At 62.7% G+C, this 19,746-nt stretch carries 10 protein-coding genes and 3 pseudogenes; 5 read left to right on the forward strand and 8 right to left on the reverse strand.

Annotated elements, in window-relative coordinates:
• The first annotated feature begins 334 nt into the window (after window positions 1-334).
• Complete coding sequence (locus PSH84_RS22865) at window positions 335-3,139, forward strand: ATP-binding protein (RefSeq protein ID WP_305481840.1); 2,805 nt, start codon at window positions 335-337, stop codon at window positions 3,137-3,139.
• On the opposite strand, the gene PSH84_RS22870 is transcribed toward PSH84_RS22865, so the two are convergent.
• Together PSH84_RS22870 and PSH84_RS22875 are read right to left on the reverse strand one after the other, a co-directional pair.
• Window positions 3,086-4,576 (reverse strand): ATP-binding protein, encoded by a 1,491-nt coding sequence (locus PSH84_RS22870; RefSeq protein ID WP_439800568.1) that lies wholly within the window; start codon window positions 4,574-4,576, stop codon window positions 3,086-3,088. The genes PSH84_RS22865 and PSH84_RS22870 overlap by 54 nt on opposite strands.
• Before the next feature lie 181 nt (window positions 4,577-4,757).
• Window positions 4,758-5,708, reverse strand: coding sequence for a GlxA family transcriptional regulator (locus tag PSH84_RS22875; RefSeq protein WP_122568491.1), 951 nt, complete (start codon window positions 5,706-5,708; stop codon window positions 4,758-4,760).
• 323 nt (window positions 5,709-6,031) lie between these two features.
• On the opposite strand from PSH84_RS22875, the pseudogene PSH84_RS22880 reads away from it, so the two are divergent.
• Together PSH84_RS22880 and PSH84_RS22885 are read left to right on the forward strand one after the other, a co-directional pair.
• A pseudogene (locus tag PSH84_RS22880) lies at window positions 6,032-6,756 on the forward strand (pirin family protein).
• Window positions 6,757-7,382: 626 nt separating this feature from the next.
• Window positions 7,383-7,796: a hypothetical protein gene (locus PSH84_RS22885; RefSeq protein ID WP_122568489.1), complete on the forward strand. Its 414-nt coding sequence runs from the start codon at window positions 7,383-7,385 to the stop codon at window positions 7,794-7,796.
• Window positions 7,797-7,905: 109 nt separating this feature from the next.
• Here the strand turns inward: PSH84_RS22885 and PSH84_RS22890 are convergent.
• Window positions 7,906-8,951, reverse strand: a pseudogene (locus tag PSH84_RS22890) (GlxA family transcriptional regulator).
• A 449-nt stretch (window positions 8,952-9,400) separates the two neighbouring features.
• Between PSH84_RS22890 and PSH84_RS29095 the strand changes: the two are divergent.
• Window positions 9,401-10,279: pseudogene (locus PSH84_RS29095) on the forward strand (cache domain-containing protein); the annotation flags it as partial.
• A 204-nt stretch (window positions 10,280-10,483) separates the two neighbouring features.
• The gene (locus tag PSH84_RS29100) at window positions 10,484-11,188 is read left to right on the forward strand and encodes a methyl-accepting chemotaxis protein (protein ID WP_439653615.1); all 705 of its coding nucleotides are present in this window, start codon (window positions 10,484-10,486) and stop codon (window positions 11,186-11,188) included.
• Between the two features lie 147 nt (window positions 11,189-11,335).
• On the opposite strand, the gene PSH84_RS22900 is transcribed toward PSH84_RS29100, so the two are convergent.
• From PSH84_RS22900 to PSH84_RS22920, 5 genes are all read right to left on the reverse strand, one after another.
• Window positions 11,336-12,004, reverse strand: a complete 669-nt coding sequence (locus PSH84_RS22900; protein ID WP_369530554.1) for a dimethylsulfonioproprionate lyase family protein — start codon at window positions 12,002-12,004, stop codon at window positions 11,336-11,338.
• A 413-nt stretch (window positions 12,005-12,417) separates the two neighbouring features.
• On the reverse strand, window positions 12,418-12,699 hold the full coding sequence (locus tag PSH84_RS22905) for a hypothetical protein (protein ID WP_163006849.1): 282 nt from the start codon (window positions 12,697-12,699) through the stop codon (window positions 12,418-12,420).
• Between the two features lie 96 nt (window positions 12,700-12,795).
• Complete coding sequence (locus PSH84_RS22910; protein WP_122568484.1) at window positions 12,796-14,907, reverse strand: hybrid sensor histidine kinase/response regulator; 2,112 nt, start codon at window positions 14,905-14,907, stop codon at window positions 12,796-12,798.
• Window positions 14,908-15,247: 340 nt separating this feature from the next.
• Window positions 15,248-18,325, reverse strand: a complete 3,078-nt coding sequence (locus PSH84_RS22915) for an error-prone DNA polymerase (RefSeq protein WP_305481843.1) — start codon at window positions 18,323-18,325, stop codon at window positions 15,248-15,250.
• Window positions 18,322-19,743, reverse strand: coding sequence for a Y-family DNA polymerase (locus PSH84_RS22920; protein WP_305481844.1), 1,422 nt, complete (start codon window positions 19,741-19,743; stop codon window positions 18,322-18,324). The genes PSH84_RS22915 and PSH84_RS22920 overlap by 4 nt, the downstream gene beginning before the upstream one ends.
• Window positions 19,744-19,746 lie beyond the last annotated feature (3 nt).

A 19,746-nucleotide genomic window follows, 5' to 3' on the forward strand; every position in this document is an offset into this window, starting at 1 on the left:
GAGATGGGTGGATCGCTTTATGGTCCGGTCAGAGGAAGCATTTGCGTGAGTTAAACGTTGTTAATTTTTTTGGAACTGGCGTGCTTTTGTGGCGAGGGAGCCCGCTCCCGCTGGGCTGCGCAGCAGCCCCAGGACTGTCACTTTGGTGTGCCAGATTGATTGGGCTGGAAACCTTTTGGGGCCGCTTCGCGACCCAGCGGGAGCAAGCTCCTTCGCCACAGAGCTCGGCGGCTGGAAGGCTGGGAGTAGAGCCTGCGCCGTTGCGCTTGAAGCCAAACCTGAGGAATATGCTCGGGTAAAGCCCAGGCATCGGGACCAGAACATTGAGAGCACCATGAGCCAATACCTCAGCCTGCCCGTCGAACAGACGGTGCATTTCGGCCCTTACCGAGTCCATCCGCGCCAGCGCCTGGTGCTGGAGGGCGAGCAACCGTTGCGCCTGGGACGGCGGGCCGTGGAGATTCTGCTGGTGTTGCTCGAACACGCCGGCGAAGTGGTGAGCAAGCAGCAACTGATCGCCCGGGTCTGGCCCAGGAGCGTGGTGGAAGACACCAACCTGCGCGTGCACGTCGCGGCCCTGCGCAAGGCTCTCGGGGACGGCCAGGCCGGGCAGCGCTACATCGTCACCGTGGCGCAGCGCGGCTACAGCTTTGTCGCGCCACTGTCATTCGAATCCCTCGACCCGTTGGCGCGCATCCCTCATCCATCCCTGGCGCGCAACCTGCCACTGCAGCGCACGCGCCTGATCGGACGCCAGGCCCTGGTGGACAACCTAGTGGCCCAGTTGCCGCGAAAGCGTTTCATTACCCTGGTCGGCACCGGCGGCATCGGCAAGACCACCGTTGCCCTGCGGGTCGCTGAACGGTTGATCGGCCACTACTACGACGGCACTTACCTACTGGACCTGGCATCGCTCAACGATCCGGCCATGATCGTCCCCAACCTATGCGCAGTGCTGGATCTGCCACTGCACGACGGTGACCAGCCGGACACCATCGCCCGGCAACTCAGGGAGCGGCATCTGCTGCTGGTGATCGACAACTGCGAGCACCTGATCGACGCCATCGCCCAGCTCAGCGAAACCTTGCTGCGCGGCGCCCCTCACCTGCACATCCTGGCCACCAGCCGCGAAGGCCTGCGCGCCGAAGGCGAACACGTGCAACGCCTGGACGCCCTGGCATTCCCGCCCCGGGAAATGCCCGTCGAGGGTTATCCCGCCCTGGAGTACCCGGCGTTGCAACTGTTTGCCGAACGCGCGATGGCCAACCGTGACGACTTCGAACTGACCGACCGCGAGGTGCCGTTGGTGGTCGACATCTGCCAGCGCCTGGACGGCATTCCCCTGGCCATCGAACTGGCTGCCGGACAACTCGGCCGCTTCAACCTCGAAGCACTGCACCGGCAACTGCAAGACAGCGTCGCCCTGCTTCACAACGACACCGACGCCGCTCCGCGCCAGCAGACCCTGCGCGCCACGTTGGACTGGAGCTTCGCGCTGCTCACGGCCTGCGAGCAAACCTGCCTGCGGCGGCTGGCGGTGTTCATGGGCAGTTTCAACCTGGCCTCGGCCGCGGCGGTGATCGTCGGCCAGAATGTCGCGCCCGAACAGGTGCTGGTGTCGGTCAGCCAGTTGGTCGCCAAATCGTTGCTCAACGTCGAGATCGGCGATGAAGAGGTGCGCTATCGCCTGCTGGACACCACCCGCCGCTACGCCTTGGAAAAACTGGCCGAAGCCGGGGAACTGGCGGCCAGCCAGGAACGCCACGCCGAACGCTGCCTGGCGCTCATGGGGCAAGCGGAAAATGATTGGGAAAACACCCCCACCCGACTGTGGATCGCCCGCTACGCCGACTATCGCGACGACATCCGTGCGGCACTCGACCGAGGCCTGGGCCCGCAGGGTTCACATGCCGTGGCGATCCGCCTGACCGCCCGCACCCTGCCCCTTTGGCAGGAACTGTCGCTGCTCAAGGAGCACGGCCTCTACGTCAACAAGGCGCTGAAATGGTTGCAGGCCAGCCCCATGCCATGCCCACGCTTGACCCTGGCCCTGGAACTGGCCCACGCCAGTTTCAACTACCATACCGAGGGCGGCACGCCGGCCACGGTCCGAGCCTTCGCCACCGCCCGGCAACGGGCCCGGCAATGCCAAGACCTGGCCAGCGAACTGCGGGCCGTGTCCGGGCAAATGACGGTCGACCTCAGCTGCGGCAACTACCAACAGGCCCTGGCACACAGCCTGGATTTCGACCGGCTGGGTTTGCAGGGCGACCCGACCCTGTCCTTGAGCGCCCAACGCCTGCGGGTGCTGGCGCTGCACTTCACCGGCGACCAGGGCGCGGCGCGGCGCGAAGCCGAACAGGTGATCCAGCGCCTGGCCCAGAGCGGCCACCTCAGCCGCTTCAGCCACGGTTTCGGTGTGCAATACGATCAGAGCGTGGCTGCACTGACGATTCTGGCGCGCATCCTCTGGCTGCAAGGGTTCGCCGAGAAAGCCCGGCGCACCGCCAACCTGGCGTTGCAGATCGCCTTGCAGATCAACCACGGCATTTCGATCTGCTACACCCTGGCGATAACCGGTTGCGTGATCGCCCACTACAACGGCGATCATCCGACCGCCTGGGAAAGGCTCGACCTGTTGAAGCAGCAGGCCAAGAAACATTCGGTGATGCTGTTCCATGACTGGGCCTGCCATTACGACAGCGCATTCAATGGCCAGCCCCTGGAGATGAGCCCGACAAACGGGCTGATCCAGGACATCGCCGTCACCCTGCGCCCGGAATTCGTCAGCCCGGCGCAACTGGAACGGGCCCGCAGTGGCGCCGCAGGCTGGTGTTCGGCGGAGATCCTGCGAGCCGGCGCCGAAACCTGGCTGGCCCGGAACGAACCCTCCCTGGAAGACGCCGCCGAAGCGCAACTGCTGGCCGCCCTGAACGTCGCCCGTCGTCAGCATGCCCTGGCTTGGGAACTGCGCAGCGCCACGTCCCTGGCCCGCTTGTGGCAACGTCGCGGGCAAGTGCACGCCGCGCAGGAACTGCTCGGGCCGGTCTATCGACGCTTCAGCGAGGGGTTCGACACCCCCGACTTATTGGAGGCCGGCGCCCTGCTCCAGGCGCTGAGTTACCGGTTGGGGCCTTGAGTGACGCGCCCCCCAAGCACCTTGCAGAACGTAACGCCGATGGAACGTAGGCCACTGACCACTGCGCCGCAGCTTGTCCATGGCATAGGCGCGCGTGGTGTGCAGCAGTCTAAAACGCCCTCCTTCGGCCAGCGGTTCGACCATCAGCAATGACACACTCGCCAGCCGCGACAGCAACGAGGGCAATTGCCCGACACTCAGTTCAGCGCAACTGATCACTGCCAGCGCCGCCTTGAGCGTAAACGACCCTTCGAACACCGCCAGGCGCTGGAACGCGGTTTGTTCGTCAGCGCTCAAACGCTCGACACTCGAATCCAGCACGGCCTCCAGGCTTCGATGCCGGGCCACCGCCGTACGCCGCCCGTGACTCAAGAGTGACAGACCGTAATCCAATTGTTCGAGGACCCCGGCCAGCCCCAAGGCGTCGACTTGGGCCGCCGCCAGTTCCAACGCCAACGGCAAGCCGTCCAGGCGCTGGCAGATCTGTGCCAGGATCAGCCAGTCGCGGCCATGGGGCTGGAACCCCTGCAGCCGGGCACCCACCCGCTCGACCAACAACTGCACCGCCGGGCACGCGACGATCTGGTGCTCGGGCTCCAGGGGCGAGGCCACGGCCAGGCCCGACAGCGGCACGATTTTTTCGCCCGGCAGGGCCAGGGGCTCGCGGCTGCTGCACAACAGCGCCACCCCCGGCGCTGCCGTAGCCAGTGCCTGGGCCAACTCCCGACAGGCATCGAGGACGTGCTCGCACCCGTCGAGCACCAGCAATAGGTGGCAGGACTCAAGGCGCCGGCCCAACGAACCGGGTTCCAGGCCCAGCGTGCTGGCCACCTGCGCCGTCACCTGCGAGGGATTACTGACGGCCGCCAGGTCGACAAACCAGGCCCCGTCCTCAAAGTGCTCGAGCAGCAGCTCCGCCACCCGCAACACCACGGTGGTCTTGCCGCTCCCGCCCGGGCCGGTCACGGTGGTCAGGGCTTGACGGGGCACTTGCGCCAACAGCCGTCCCAGGACTCTGTCGCGGCCGACCACCGGGCTCAAGCGCGTGGGCAGGTTGTGTCGCTCGGCCCTGGGTCTGAAAGGCGACTCAACGCCTCCTTGCACCACCAGGGGCATCGCCAGGCAATAGCCTTGTCGCGGATGGTTGAGGATATAACGAGCGCCGTCCCGCCCGTCGCCGAAGGCCCGCCGCAGCGCCGCGATGTGCACCCGCAGGTTGATGGCTTCCACGACGCTGTCAGGCCAGACGTGGGCGATGAGGGTTTGCTTGCTGACGTAATGGCCGGCGTGCTCCACCAGCACCTGCAGAACATCCAGGGCCCGGCCACCCAGCGCGAGGGGTTGGCCGTCACGGGTGACCAGCCGCTGCTGGCGGTAGAAGGCGAACGGACCAAAGCTCACCGCCGGCTCACTATCGGGTTTGACGAAACTATTCATGCGATCCAGCGCCGGATAACCGGTGCGGGCGTCAGCGTGCGGATCACCGAACACGTTTGCCCTGGCTCCTGCGCATCCTTTCCAAAGGGTTCGCCGTTATCTTGGCAGGCACAGGCTTCAGGACAATGCTGGCACTGGGAGCGCCACGGACATCACGGTGCCCTGGACGGACACCGACGGCTCAACTGAACTGCTGACGATATTGCACCGGGGTCAGGCCGAGCTTTTCACCGAACAAAAACCGCATGTGCCGCACACTGCCGAAACCGCTGCGAAACGCCACGGTCTTGAGCGGCAGATCGGTGGTTTCCAGCAGATGACGCGCCCGGTCGATGCGCGCGCCTTGCAGGAATTCCATAGGCGTCATCTTCACTTCACGGGCAAAGACCCGGGCGAAATGCCGCGCGCTCATGGCGGCCAAGGCAGCCATGCGCTCAATGGTGAACGGTTCTTCCAGATGCTCCATCACGTGGTTCTGCACCCGGGTAATGGCCGATTCCTGCGTCGACACCGCCGCCACCAAGGGGCTGAACTGCGCTTGTCCGCCCTGGCGCTTCATCACCACCAGCAGCACCTTGGCCACGTCCAACGCGACTTTGCGGCCATGGTCCTGGGCGACGATGGCCAGGGCCAAGTCGATCCCGGCCGTGACGCCGCCCGAGGTGATCAGGCGGCGGTCCTGCAGGAAGATCTTGTCGGTTTCCACCAGGGCCTTGGGGAAACGTTGTATCAGGCGTTCGGTGTAATGCCAGTGGGTGGTGACGCGATAACCGTCGAGCAAGCCCGCCTCACCGAGCATAAAGGCACCGGTGCAGATAGAACCATAGCGTGTAGCCCGCTGCGCCGCGGCCCGCAGCCAGGTGTACAACCCCGGATGCTGGTTGTTATAGGCCCCCGGCCCGCCCGGCACCAGCAACACGTCATACGCCGCCCACGCCTGGTCGATATGGATATCAGCCTGCACCGACACGCCGTTGGACGCTCGCAACGGCCCGCGATCGGTGCCCAGGGTCAGCAGTTGATAACGCAGGTCCGGTTCGAGGTAACGATTGGCGATGGAAAACACTTCGAGAGGCCCGGCCATGTCGAGCAGCAAAAAATCCGGGAACAGCACCATTGCAACGGTTTTCATTAAAAAAGACGCCAAAAAATCCAGAAACTGTAAATGCCCCCTGTGGGAGCGAGCTTGCTCACGATAGCGTTGGATCAGCCAGCATCAAGGTGACTGGCATCCCCTATCGCGAGCAAGCTCGCTCCCACAGGTGTTGTGTAGCGTAAACGCCTCAGCATTATGGCGAAGCGAAGCGACTGCTGGTGACATTTGAGCATTGTCCACTCAAAACGGACAGTCTTTCGTTTTTCATCTTCTTATTGAACCTACGGATAACCATTAACCTTCTTCTGAACCCGGCGAACGGCCCCAGCCGCCGCCCTTGAATATCAGGAGAACTCATCATGCTGACCCTTCGCAAAGCTTCGGACCGCGGCATTGCCCGTCACGGCTGGCTGACCTCGTTCCACACCTTCTCGTTCGCCAGTTACCGTGACCTCAACGAGCAGGGTTTCTCCGACCTGCTGGTCATCAACGACGACCGGGTCGCCGCCGCCAAGGGTTTCGGCCCAGCATCCCCACCGGGACATGGAGATCTTTTCCTATGTGCTCGAAGGGGCGCTGGAACACAAGGACACCCTGGGCACGGGCTCGGTCATTCGCCCCGGTGACGTGCAATTGATGAGCGCCGGCAGCGGCGTGGCCCACAGCGAGTTCAACCACAGTGCGGACGAGCCGGTGCACTTCCTGCAGATCTGGATCGTGCCCGACGTCAGCGGTGCCACCCCCCGTTATCAACAGGAGCACTTTCGTCGCGAGCAGAAACAGGGTCGCCTGCAATTGATCATCTCCCCGGACGGCGCCGACGGCTCGCTCCAGGTGCGCCAGGATGCGCGGGTCTACGCCGGGTTATTCGATGGCGAGCAAAGCGCCACCCTGACCCTGCCACCGGATCGTTATGCCTACGTGCACGTGGCCCGAGGCGCTGTCGAGCTCAACGGCGTGCAACTGCGCGAAGGTGATTGGCGTGCGGGTGCGCGAGGAGCAGGTCCTGAACTTAAGCAATGGCCAGGATGCCGAGGTACTGGTGTTCGATCTGCGGCCGCAGGAACTGCCACAGATGCCATGAAGCACCCTTTAACCTCTGTGGGAGAAACTGTCACAGATGCTATGAAGTTACCTGTAAACCCTGTGGGAGCGAGCTTGCTCGCGATGGCTTCAGGTCAGCCAATATTCATGTAGCTGACACTCCGCCATCGCGAGCAAGCTCGCTCCCACAATGGATTTTTAATAGTGGGTCTTTCACAACGGAGCCTCCACATTGAATGGGTGGCCGCCCCCGGCGCTTCACTCATTGTTCGCCACCTTCCAGGCAGTGGCCGGGTTTGCCTACTCGGCACTGTTCAATGCTGCTCGATTTCCCATTCATGGGTAACAGTCGCTCGAAAGTCTTGAAGTCATGATTACGAAGGTAACTCAGACGAAAAACTTCTAAAAAAAGTCAGGCGTTTGGTCAAATTCAAGCTTTGATCTAATGGAGCTGCGACGCGCCTCGGGCAGGCTCATTGCGCACCTGAAATGCGCTCATCTGTTGCCACGAGGCGGGTCAATCTATAAAGTTCCCGAAAGGATTTCGTTTCTGACCGACGGTCATTGATACCGCCTGAAGCAAATTGACCCGACGCAAGAGCCTAGGCAAAATGATCTCACTTTGCCATTAATTCTCTCCTGACTTGCTTATTCACGGAAGAAAGCATGAAAACCGTCATATCCCTCGCTTTAATCTCGATTGCGTGCAGTGCGGCCGCGGATGTCCAGAACATCAAATACCTTTACGATGATTCGGATGCCGTGTACTCCATCGTCTCGTCTGTCCACAGCGGTTCAGCCATCCAGGCCACCGTGCAGAGAACGGGCACCTACTTCACCAACTACACGAAACTGGAACTCGACTGCACCAGTCGCAATGTACGGCACATGGGGATGTACAACAGTCTCGCTGGGGTGGAGAAAGCCGAGTTCGACCAGATGCAAGGGCGAATCATCGACGGCTCGATAGCCGATGAAGTAGGTAAGGTGCTGTGCAAGGAGACGACCTTGACCGCGTCGCAAGCCGCTCCGCAGACTGAAGACCTGCCCACCGAAGCACAAACCGACGATAACAGCTGACGCGGGACCTGTGTGGGAGCAAAGCTTGCTCCCACACAGGTCCCGCGCTATAGCGCGGCGGCAACGCCTCTCCCCGCCCTAAAAACTCATCCCTGATCGAACAGCGGTTTTATCGCAAGGCTTGTTTGCGCTCCGATTTCGAGCGGTAACTGCCAGGCGGCACACCAAAGAAATCCCGAAAACGACGCTGGAAGTGCGGCGAGCTGACGAAGCCTGTCGCCACGGCGATTTCGGTCACGGACCGATTGGTTTGCTGGATGAGTTGGCGCGCACGCGTCAGGCGCAGCTCCAGGTAATAGCGCGTTGGGGGTCGCGCCGAGAAAACTGCAGAACCGTCGCTCCAACTGGCGCTTGGAAATCTTCACGCACGCCGCCAGCTCATCGATGGTCAAAGGCTCCTCTACGTTCTGCCACATCAGCTCCAACGCCAACTTGAGGCTTTCCGGCAGCGTCGGGTCGGTCTCGACGAAAACCGGCGGCAAGTCCGTCGCATCGTCGCCTGACTCATCGCAACGCAGAATTTCCTCGATGGCCCCCACCAGCGCCGCTCCGCCCGTCTGGCGAATCAACTGGAGCATCATGCGCAGCGAACTGTTGGCGCCGGCGCAACTGACCCGCTCCCGGTCAACCACATAGGCCCGGCTGGACACCTTCACATGAGGAAACACCTCCGCCATCATGGCGCGGCTTTCCGGGTGGACGGCGCACTCGAAACCATCCAGCAGATTGGCATCGGCCCACGAAAAAGGCACCGTTCCACAACCCGCCCAGGATCGCCCCGGACGCCGCATTCGCACGCAGCTTGCGGCGCAGCAAGGGATGGCCTTGCAACTTCACTCGAAAGCCCCCTGCGACGATCAGCACGTCGTGGTTTTCCGGCATCTGCGCCAGTTCGATGTCCGTCGAGATGACAATGCCCAGGTCGCTCGTCACCTGCCCACCTGAAACCCCCACCGTCAGCACCTCATAGAGGGGCATGTCGCTCATCAGGTTGGCGGTCACCAGCGCGTCCACCGCGCCGGTGAAGGACATCATCGAGAAGTTGTCCATCAATACGAACGCGACGCGGATCGGCGCCTGGCTGGCGGGCGCCGCGCCGAGCGGGCGATAAGCCATGTTCTTGTTTTTGAGTACGCTCTCGAATGCGCTTGGCATAGGGCCTCGTTAATACATTAAAGACGATGAGGATTTGCTGCACGTGGGTGCCCTGAACCCCAGGGCGAAGGCCCAGGGCAAACCACGCTATCTTCCAGACTAGTCAAGCCGGCTGCAATCGCGCCTGCGCCGTCTACCGATCGTCCCGCGCCAAAATGGCAAGCCTCAAGTGCCTACGACTTTGGTCGATACACTGGCAGTAGGCATGGGCGCTTTTCCCTTCCAGAGACTCGCAACGCCAACCACTGCTGTTTCCGCCGTTCCAACACTTAAAATATTCCGCGGGAGAAGTCATGAATATCAAACAGAAGCTGACATGGGCGTTCGCGACCATCGCCTGCCTCCCGGTTATCCTGGTGGCGGTGCTTGTCGTACTGAACTTGCGCGACGCCGCAAAGGCCAACTTCCTGGACAGCAGCGGCCGTGAAATCCGCCAGATCGACAACGGCATGAAGCAGTTTTTCGACGGGATCAGCCAGAACGTCGAATTCTTCGCCAAGGATCCACGGATCGTCGCCGCCAAGGATCTGAAAAACTACTCGGGTGCCGACGCCGCACAAATCCCTCTCCCCGAGAACAACAAACAGCTTTTGGAGATCTTCGACAGATTCGCCAAGAGCCATCCGACCACCGCCTATCTTTCCGTAGGCCTGGCCGACGGCGGCTATGCCAGTTGGCCGGACGACCCGAAAATCTCCAACTACGACCCACGGGTGCGTCCATGGTACAAGGCCGCCATCGCCGCGCCGGGCACCACCGTGCGCACAGACGCGTATTACTGGGCGCCAGATGATGTGTCACTGATCGGCATCGTGCATACGGTTTCAGACGCCGCCGGCAAACTGGTGGGTGTGGTCGGCCTGGACGTGTCGCTCAAACAACTGACCGAACTGGTCAAGAACATCAAGCTGGGCGAGAGCGGCTACCTGATGCTGGTGGAAGCCAACGGCAACGTCCTGGTGGACCCTGCCGATGCCAAGCACAACTTCAAGCCGCTGGCCGACCTGGGCCCCAACTATGCCGAGCTGGCCAAAAGCAGCGATGGCGTGACCCAGATCGAAATCGACGGCGTGCCCTACATGGCCAACGTGGTCAGCTCCAAAGGGTTGGGCTGGCGCTTCATCGGCCTGATCAAGCGCGATGAAGTGATGGCCGAGGCTTCGAGCCTGACTTGGCTGATCGCCGCCATCGCTGCCGTGCTGGCCGTGGTCTTCGCCGTGGTGGGCGCCAGTTTCGCCAGCGTCATCGTGCGGCCGATTCGTGGTGTTGCCAATGGCCTGCAGGAAATCGCCGAAGGTGAAGGCGACCTCACCCGTAAGCTCTCGGTGCAAGGCAAGGACGAAACCGCCACCCTGGCGGGCTGGTTCAACCAGTTCCTGGGCATGATCGCGCAACTGATGCAGCGCATCGGCAGCGCTTCCTCCGACTTGCAAACCGCCGCGGCCGATACCAGCCACGTGGCCCAGAACATGAACGATGCGGCCGGACGCCAGCGCCAGGCCGTTGAATTGGTGAGCACGGCATTCAACGAAATGGTCGCCACCGCCAACGAAGTGGCCCGCTCTTGCAGCCAGGCCGCCTCCAGTGCGGACGAAGGCTACCGCGACGTGCACGACGGCCAGCATCACATCGGTGAAGCCACCGGCAGCGTGATGAAACTGAGCGAGGACCTGCAAAAGTCGACCCAGACCATGCAGGCGTTGGAGCAGGACAGCAAGAACATCAACACCATCCTCGACACCATTCGCTCGATTGCCGAACAGACCAACCTGCTGGCTCTCAACGCCGCCATCGAAGCCGCACGGGCCGGCGATCAAGGTCGTGGGTTCGCCGTGGTGGCCGACGAAGTGCGGGCCCTGGCCCGCCGTACCGCCGACTCCACCGGCGAGATCGACAGCCTGCTGGGTAACCTCGCACGGCGCACCCAGGAAGTCACCCAGCAGATGCAAAGCAGCCTGCAGGTGTCGCACACCAGCGTCGAGCGCATTCAGCAAGCCCGTGACAGCTTCGACAAGATCCGCAACTCGGTGGACTCGATTCGCGACCAGAACACCCAGATCGCCACGGCGGCAGAGGAACAGCACCAAGTGGCCGAAGACATCAACCGGCACATCGCGCAGATCCATACCGATGCACAGCTGGTGGAGGAATACGCCCACTCGGCGCAGACCGGTTCGGGGCGTTTGACGGATATTTCCGGGCAGCTCAAGGGTTTGGTTGGGCGCTTCAAGTTCTAAGCGGTATAGCCGAGGCCAGGGACGGCTCGCGGCTAGATCGACACCCGCAACTACCCTTTCTGAACCCGTTTGAGGTGCGATCCAACTTTGCCGATGCCAACTTCAGCCTGGCACGCGTTTGCTCATCCAATTTGATACCCAGTGTTGTTACCGACATAACTCAGCTTCTGAATGAAGCAAGCCCCACAACGCCAGCAATGGAGCCTGCCTCGATTTCATCGCGTGGACACAGGACGGCGGATTGAATACAAGGCCCCCCGGCCCGGGACTCCACCACCCCACATCCTCCCGATACCACTCGCCCGGTGACAGAACGAGGTAGAACTCGGCAGGCGGGTGTTGGTGGTAGGGGTAGCAGGTCTCGGGCAGCATGAGCGCCAATCCCAAGGTCAAGGTGGGACACTCAAATAGCCCTTCGGGGCCGGTGATCATCCCGTGACGATGCCGCTCCACGAAAGCGCTGTCCTGGTCAGCCCGGGCTTGGCGATTTATCCAGGTGAGATGGGGCAAGAGTGTGCTCAACGCATCCAGTATCGACACGAGATGCGGGTGGGTTCTGGGTGCAACATTGAGTGCCTGGGACAAACTGGGCGCCAGGGCCTCTGGTAACGCACGTGGCGTTTCCAATGTTTGTTTCAAGGTCCATCGGGCAGTCTCCAGGGCACTCGCATGCGCCTGTATCGAATCCAGCGCGCCATTGCGAACCCGATTCAATAGAACCGCATGAAGTGAACGCTGAAGTGACTTCCCGCTGGCAATCACATCCTGTCTCAACGATAAGTGCTCGGTACTGTTTATCATCGGTTTCGAATCCATCCTGAGCCGGACTGCATTAGCTTAGGCAGCCCAAACCTGGGCCGTGGTTTGAGAGTACTGCTTTACGCCCATCGATACAGCCGAAACCCTTCACGCCTGGCCAAGGGCACCGGACTGCAACACAGCTGTTGGACTACTGGGACGGAGTCGCGGAAGTCAACGGCGTTGCAATCAGAGGGACTTTTTCCTGTCAGCACAGACTTTGTAATCAAGGGCTGCTATGCCATTTATTGCTTCAAGGCTGAATAAACAGGCTGACCCACCGCTATCGCGAGCAAGCTCGCTCCCACAGGGATCTTGGAAGCTCATGAGTTTTGCATCCACCACAGTACCCTTGTGGGAGCGAGCTTGCTCGCGATGACGGCGGCACAATCAACATCGATTAAAGCTACCCCACCGCTTTGGCAAACAGGCTAGCCCCCATCGGTATCGATATCGGCATCCGTGTCGTCACTGGATTTCGGCCGGTCCGGGTCAGGCTTGAAGCCAGGGCTGAAGGTGTTGTCATTGTCCTGATGATGCTGCTTCTGATCGACCTCAGTGGCGGCGCTGTCAGCCTGATCCGCCCCGGCGGGACTGGCTGGCTCGGCGCTCGACGGCTGGCCCGGGACCTGGGGATCGATGGCCGGATCGTTACGCGGGGATGGCGTCTGTGCCTGGCCTTGTTGCTGAGTGTTTGCGGGATCGTCGTTCATGGGCACCTCGTTCATGGCAGGGCCGGATGGATGACCGGTCTTGATCATTCGAAGGTGACGCGACGGCTTCGGTTCCATTTGTTTGCAGCGTCGCGCTCAACCGCCCAGCACGCTCCTCACCATCCGGGCGAGTGCGTCCGGGCCGTAGGGTTTGCTCAACAAATGGGTGTCGGGGCTCAATTGATGGTTCCGGGAAATGATGTCCCGAGTGTGCCCCGAAGTGAACAGCACGGGGACCGGCGGATTCTGTACCTTGGCCCAGGCGGCCAGGTCGGAGCTCTTGATCAGGCCGGGCATGACCACGTCGGTGAAGATCAGGTCGACCGAGGTGCCGTCCAGCAGCAACTTCATCGCCTCATCACCGTTGGCGGCCGTGAGGGTCCGATAGCCGGACTGTTCCAGCAGTTCCACCGACGCGCTGCGCACCTCGTCGTTATCCTCCACCACTAGAATCGTCTCTTGCCGACCGGACTGAAGCGCGTCGTGTTGCTCGGCTTCCCCTACTTCGGGTGCAAGACTTCGAGGGAAATACATCCGTACTCGCGTGCCCTCGCCCAGGTCACTGGATACCTCGATATGGCCGCCACTCTGCTTGACGAACCCGAACACCATGCTCAATCCAAGCCCGGTGCCCTGGCCATCGGTCTTGGTGGTGAAAAACGGTTCGAACACCTGCTGCAGGACATCGGGCGGCATGCCGGCACCGCGATCGATCACCGACAGCCGGACATAATCGCCGGCCGGGATCCCCTTGCCGGCGCAGAACGCGTCATCGAGCACAATGTTCTCGCCAATCAGATGGATGGTGCCCTCGCCGCCCATGGCATCACGCGCATTGATCGCCAGGTTCAACAAGGCATTTTCCAGTTGATTGCGATCGACGTGAATGCGCCAAGGCTCCTGGGGCAGGCTCACTTCAATCAGGATGGTTTCGCCCAAGGCCCGTTGCAGCAGTTCACCCATGCCCTCGTAGATGCGCCGAGGGTTGTAGACCGCCGGTGACAATGGCTGACGCCGGGCAAAAGCCAGCAACTGCGATGACAATTTTGCGCCCCGCTCTACGGCTTCGATGGAGGCGCTGACCCGCCGTTGCACATTGGCGTTGTCCCGTTCGTGGCGGGCCAGCAAATGCAGGTTGCCGGCGATCACCTGCAGCAAATTGTTGAAGTCATGGGCCACGCCACCGGTGAGGCCGCCAATGGCCTCGAGCTTCTGCGACTGGCGCAACTGCTCTTCCGCAGCCAACCGCGCCTGCACCTCGTTGGCGACCCGTTGTTCCAGGTCGCGAGTGAATTTGAGCAGCGAAGCTTCGGCCGTCTTGCGCTCGTTGATATCAATCAACACCCCCGGAAACCGCAGGGGCCGGCCCGTCCCGTCGAACTCGCATCGACCGCTGGCCAGCACCCACCGGTAGTCACCGCCCAGGCGGCGCACCCGATACTCAGCGCTGTAAGGCGTGCCTGTGCGCACGGTCAGTTCGACCCGCTGGTTGACCTCGTCAAGGTCATCCGGGTGGATGCCCTGGCGGGCAATCTCGATGGGCAGTGCGTCCAGCGAACAATCGGGTGGGTAGTTGAAGGTGCGGGCAAAACGCTCATCCCCCGACAGCGTGTCGGCCTGGATGTCCCAGACGAACGACCCCAGCAAGGGCCCGGCCGAGAGCGCCAGTTGGATGCGCTCATTGACCGCGCGGTAACTGCGTTCGGCCGCTTGCCGGGCGCGCTCGGTCAATACGTGCTCGGTGGTTTCCACCACAATCGCCAGCACGCCCGCCGGGGACTGGTCGTCATCGGGCACCGGGCTGTAGTAGAGGTCCATCCACACGTCTTCAGGCTTGCCATCACGCAGCAGGACCAGCTCTTTGCTGCGGTAGGACAAGGTGCCGCCGGCCAGACAGACGTCCAGCACATGGCGATTGAATTCGGCGACCTCCGGCCAGCCCAACTCCACCGCGCACCCCAGCAAGTAAGGATGGCGGCCGCCGGCGAACTCGGCATAGGCATCGTTGTAAATCATGAAGCCCTGGCGGCCCCACAACATCACCATCGGCAGGGGCGAAGCCAGCAACAATTGGACAGCGCTGCGCAAGCTGGCGGACCAGTGCTCGATGGCGCCTAACTCGGTCCGGCTCCAATCGAACGCCCGGATACGCCCGGCCATCTCACCGCCCCATCCAGGGCAGCCGTGATTCTGGGATAGAAACTCCATGGTCGACTCTGAACCTCAAAATGCCTGCAGGGAATCGGCCTACACAAACCCCTTGCGATCAGAGCTTCGAGCGCCGGGTTGGCGTTTGGTTTCATGGTGAGGTCATGATGACGACCTGTCTGGACTGGGGACATGCTTTCTGGGGCAAAAGGAATGACCTGTGGCGAGGGGATTTATCCCCGCCGGGTTGCGCAGCAACCCCCTGCGTCCTGCCTGGCACATCACTGTGGCTGATGAAACATGGGGCTGCTTCGCAACCCAGCGGGGATAAATCCCCTCGCCACAGAGTTCTTTGTTTGCCACAGGAATCATGTCCCGGATCCAAACAGGATTTGCGAGCTCAACGGAAATCGCGACTCTGCACCTGGATACCCGCCAGCAATTCAGTCAGGTCGCTCAAGCGCCCGGCGATCAAGTGACGGACCTCGCCGACGCTTTCCCAGCGCCCGTCGACCCTGAGCAATTGCGAGCCCACCAGGGTCTTGCGTTGGCGCTCGGCCAGGTCGCGCCAGACCACCACGTTGAGGTTGCCAAATTCATCTTCCAGGGTGACGAAGGTCACGCCGCTGGCCGTGCCCGGACGTTGGCGGCCGGTGACCAGCCCGGCGACGCTGACGTTGCGGCCATGCTCCACGTCCTGCAATTCCCGGGAGCTGCGACAGCGCCGGGCGCGCAGCTCGGAACGCAGCAGGGCCAGCGGATGAGGCCCGAGTGTCGTGCCCAGCGTGGCGTAATCGGCAAACAGATTTTCTCCCAGCGTGGGTTCGGGCAAGGCCACGGGCAGTTCTTCCTGGCTGGGCAAACCGGCGAACAAGCCCAGTTGTTTCTGCACCCCGGCCACTTCCCAGCGGGCCCGATGGCGATCCCCCGCCAAGCCCTGCAAGGCCCCCGCGTCGGCCAGTTGCGCCTGGGCCCGGGCATCGAGTTGCGCGCGTTCGCCCAGGTCGGCCACGTCGCTGAAGGGTCGATGCCGGCGCGCCGCTTCGATACGGCGGGCATCCTCTTCGCGAAAGCCCTTGACCAGGCGCAGGCCCATGCGAATCGCCGGTTGCCGGCCGTCCATGGGCTCGAGGCTGCACTCCCAAGCGCTAGCGCGCACGTCCACCGGGTGGATCGACAGTTGATGCCGGCGGGCATCCTGGAGGATCTGGTCCGGACTGTAGAAGCCCATGGGCCAGCTGTTGATCAGGGCACAGGCGAACGCCGCCGGTTCGTGGCATTTGAGCCAACTGCTGGCGTAGGTCAGCAAGGCGAAACTGGCGGCGTGGGATTCGGGAAAACCGTAATTGCCGAAGCCTTTGATCTGTTCGAAGATTTGCGCGGCGAACTCAGCGGTGTAGCCGTTGTTCTTCATCCCCTGCGCCAGGCGCTCCCGATGGGGCTCCAACCCGCCGTGACGTTTCCAGGCGGCCATGGAACGCCGCAACTGGTCGGCTTCACCCGGGGTGTAGTCGGCCGCGACGATGGCGATCTGCATGACCTGTTCCTGGAACAAGGGAACACCCAAGGTTCGGTTGAGCACTTCCTTCAATGCTTCAGAGGGATAAGTCACCGCCTCTTCATCGTTTCTACGCCGCAGGTACGGATGCACCATCCCACCCTGGATCGGCCCGGGCCGCACAATCGCCACTTCGATGACCAAGTCGTAGAACGTCTCGGGTCTCAGCCGAGGCAACATCGACATCTGCGCCCGGGACTCGATCTGGAACACACCGATGGTGTCAGCGCGGCTGATCATTTCGTAGGTCGCCCGATCCTCCTTGGGCAACGACGCCAAGGCATAACGCTGCCCCCGGTACTGCTCGATCAAGTCGAAACACCGGCGAATCGCACTGAGCATGCCCAGGGCCAGGATGTCCACCTTGAGCAAGCCCACCGCATCCAGGTCGTCTTTGTCCCACTGGATGATGGTGCGCTCGGCCATGGCGGCGTTTTCCACCGGCACCAGGGTGTCCAGGGGCTGTTCGGAAATCACGAAACCGCCAGGGTGTTGGGACAAATGCCGGGGAAAACCGATCAATTGCTGGGTCAGGCCCAGGACCCGGCGCAACACCGGGCTGTCCGGGTCGAAACCGCCTTCACGCAAACGCTCCACCGGCGGCGCTTCGTCGCTCCAACGGCCACAGCAATCGGCCAGGGCGTTGACCTGATCCGGTGGCAGGCCCAGGGCCTTGGCCACATCGCGCACCGCCCCGGCGCCGTGGTAGCTGCTGACCACCGCCGTCAAGGCCGCACGATGACGACCGTAGCGCTGGAACACGTACTGCAGCACTTCCTCGCGACGGTCATGTTCAAAATCGACATCGATGTCCGGCGGCTCGTTGCGCTCCCGGGACAGGAAGCGTTCGAACAACAGGCTGGTGAGGCTGGGGTCGATTTCGGTGATGCCCAAGGCGTAGCACACCGCCGAGTTGGCCGCCGAGCCGCGCCCCTGGCAAAGGATATGGCGGCTGCGGGCGAAGCTGACGATGTCCTGCACGGTGAGGAAATAGCTGTCATAGCCCAACTCGGCGATCAGGCTCAGTTCCTTGTCGATCTGCACCCGGACCTTGTCTGGTACACCTTTGTCCCAGCGCTCACGCATGCCGCGCTCGGTCAGTTCCCGCAGCCAGGACGCCGGGTCATGCCCCTCGGGCACCAGCTCGCGGGGGTATTGGTAGCGCAGTTGGCCGAGGTCGAAGGTGCAGCGCCGGGCGATGTCCAGGGTTTCATCGAGCAAGGCCCGCGGATAGAGCTCGGCCAGATCCTTGCGGCTGCGCAAGTGGCGCTCGCCGTTGGGGTGCAAGCGCTGGCCGGCCTCGGCCACCGTGACGTGATGACGGATGGCGGTCATGGTGTCCTGCAAGGCGCGACGGCCACGCACGTGCATGTGCACGTCGCCGCTGGCCACGGCCGGAAGAGCCAAGCACTCGGCCAGCGCCAACGACTCTGCCAACCGGTGACGGTCGTCCTGCCCGCAATGCAACTGGACCGTCAGCCACAGGCGCCCGGCAAAGATCGGCTGGAGCCAACGCCCGTGTTCCTCGGCGTCTTTGCCCTCGGCGACCCACAAGGCCAGCAGCCCCGGCAAGGGTTGGTCGAAGTCCTCTCGCACGATGCGATAGTGGCCCTTCTCGCTGCGACGCCGGGCGCGGGTGATCAACCGGCACAAGGTTTGATAACCGTCCAGGTTCTCCACCAGCAACACCAGTTTCGGACCGTTCTCGACCTGGACTTCGCTGCCGACGATCAGTTGCAGCGCCAGTTCCTTGGCCGCCTGCCAGGCCCGGACGATCCCGGCCAGGGTGCATTCGTCGGTGATCGCCAGGGCCTGATAGCCCTGCTGCTTGGCGCGACGGCATAACTCCAGGGCACTGGAGGCGCCGCGCTGGAAGCTGAAGTTCGACAGGCAATGCAGCTCGGCATACTCAATGCTCATGCAAACCAACCCTGCAGCCACAGCGGCCCGCCCTCGCCCACCGGTCGATAGGCCCAGCCCCGTTGCCCGCTACGGGTTTCGATCAGGTAATAGTCGCGGCGCACATCCGCACCGTCCCACCAACCGGTCTCGATACGCTCGGGGCCCATGAGGATCTGCGCCTGGCCTTGCGCCAATGCCTGGGGCGCATCCAGCAACCAACCGGGACGCTGCACGCCGTCGCGCACCGGACACGTCTGGGATTTGGGTTGGGACGTCATCTGCCAGGCGCACTCAGGCCGATGGTCGTCGCGAAACCCCAAGCCCTGCACGGCGTCATCCCCCAACCGGGCTCGCAGACGTTCGCGCAATTGCTCCCAGGGCAATGACTGTTGCGGGCGTTCGTCGAACAGCTCCATGCGCTGGGGCACGAAACTCGGCAAGTCTTCGGCACACAAGCGAAAGCCCCGCACCGGGGCCTCGACCTGCACCTGTTCCAAGCGACCGCGGGCCAGCTCGAAGAGCATCGCCGGGTCCCGTTCGGCGCTGAGCAGACCGACCTTGATCACGGTATCCGGCAACCCGGCGTGTTCCAGGTGCAGGTCGAAGCGCTGCACGCCGCTGTCGCGCCCGCAGAGGAAGGCCGACAGGTCACCGGTCAGGCGACGCAACGGGAACAACAGTGCCTGGTGGGATTGCACGTCATAGTTGAGTTCGATGCGCACATCGAAACGGTCCGGTGGCAGGTAGAACGACAGCGCCAGGGTGCGATTGCCCGTCAGCGCATCGAGGTGCTTGAGCACCTGGGCCTCGAAGCGCCGTGCCAGGGTCTGCCGGGGCAAGGCCTGGACCTGGCTCAGGCGGCGCAGGCCCATGCGCGACAGCGCCGTGGCGACATCGGGCTCCAGGCCGACTCGCTCCACGGGCATGTGTCCCAGGTACTGTTGCAAGGTCTCGACATCGGGCACCACCAGGGCGTCATAGGCATTGGCCAACACCCGTGCCGCCACCGGATTGGGAGCGGCGACGATGCGATGACGAAAGCCCAGCTCGGTCAGCTCGGCCCGCAAGCGCGCCTCGAACACCGGCCAGGGTCCGAACAGGCCCAGACTCGACTCGATCTCGAACAGCAACGTTCGCGGGTAATGCACGCTGACCTGGGAGCTGAAACGGTAGGCCCAGGCCGCCAGGAACTGTTGCCAATGTTCGATCTGCGCCGCGTCGTATTCGGCGGTGGCAAAGCCTTTGCTCAAGGCCTGGGCGGCGGTCATGGTCTGGCCGGGCCGCAAGCCCAGGGCCCGGGCCGGCGCGTTCACCGCTTGCAGCACCCGACGCTGGGCCGGGCCGGTCAGCAATGCCAGGGGTTGGTCGGGATCGGGGCGCTGACGCAGCGCGGCGTCCAGCGCCAATTGCGGGAAGAGAATACAGACCCAGCGCATCGC

Origin of the sequence: Pseudomonas beijingensis, from assembly GCF_030687295.1 — a bacterium.
In the GTDB taxonomy this organism is placed as follows: domain Bacteria; phylum Pseudomonadota; class Gammaproteobacteria; order Pseudomonadales; family Pseudomonadaceae; genus Aquipseudomonas; species Aquipseudomonas beijingensis.

Coding starts and splice junctions, on each gene's coding strand:
- PSH84_RS22915 (WP_305481843.1), bottom strand. CDS start 18,325: ATGAGCATTGAGTATGCCGAGCTGCATTGCCTGTCGAACTTCAGCTTC.
- PSH84_RS29100 (WP_439653615.1), top strand. CDS start 10,484: ATGGTCGCCACCGCCAACGAAGTGGCCCGCTCTTGCAGCCAGGCCGCC.
- PSH84_RS22870 (WP_439800568.1), bottom strand. CDS start 4,576: ATGAATAGTTTCGTCAAACCCGATAGTGAGCCGGCGGTGAGCTTTGGT.
- PSH84_RS22885 (WP_122568489.1), top strand. CDS start 7,383: ATGAAAACCGTCATATCCCTCGCTTTAATCTCGATTGCGTGCAGTGCG.
- PSH84_RS22865 (WP_305481840.1), top strand. CDS start 335: ATGAGCCAATACCTCAGCCTGCCCGTCGAACAGACGGTGCATTTCGGC.
- PSH84_RS22905 (WP_163006849.1), bottom strand. CDS start 12,699: ATGAACGACGATCCCGCAAACACTCAGCAACAAGGCCAGGCACAGACG.
- PSH84_RS22910 (WP_122568484.1), bottom strand. CDS start 14,907: ATGGAGTTTCTATCCCAGAATCACGGCTGCCCTGGATGGGGCGGTGAG.
- PSH84_RS22920 (WP_305481844.1), bottom strand. CDS start 19,743: ATGCGCTGGGTCTGTATTCTCTTCCCGCAATTGGCGCTGGACGCCGCG.
- PSH84_RS22900 (WP_369530554.1), bottom strand. CDS start 12,004: ATGGATTCGAAACCGATGATAAACAGTACCGAGCACTTATCGTTGAGA.
- PSH84_RS22875 (WP_122568491.1), bottom strand. CDS start 5,708: ATGAAAACCGTTGCAATGGTGCTGTTCCCGGATTTTTTGCTGCTCGAC.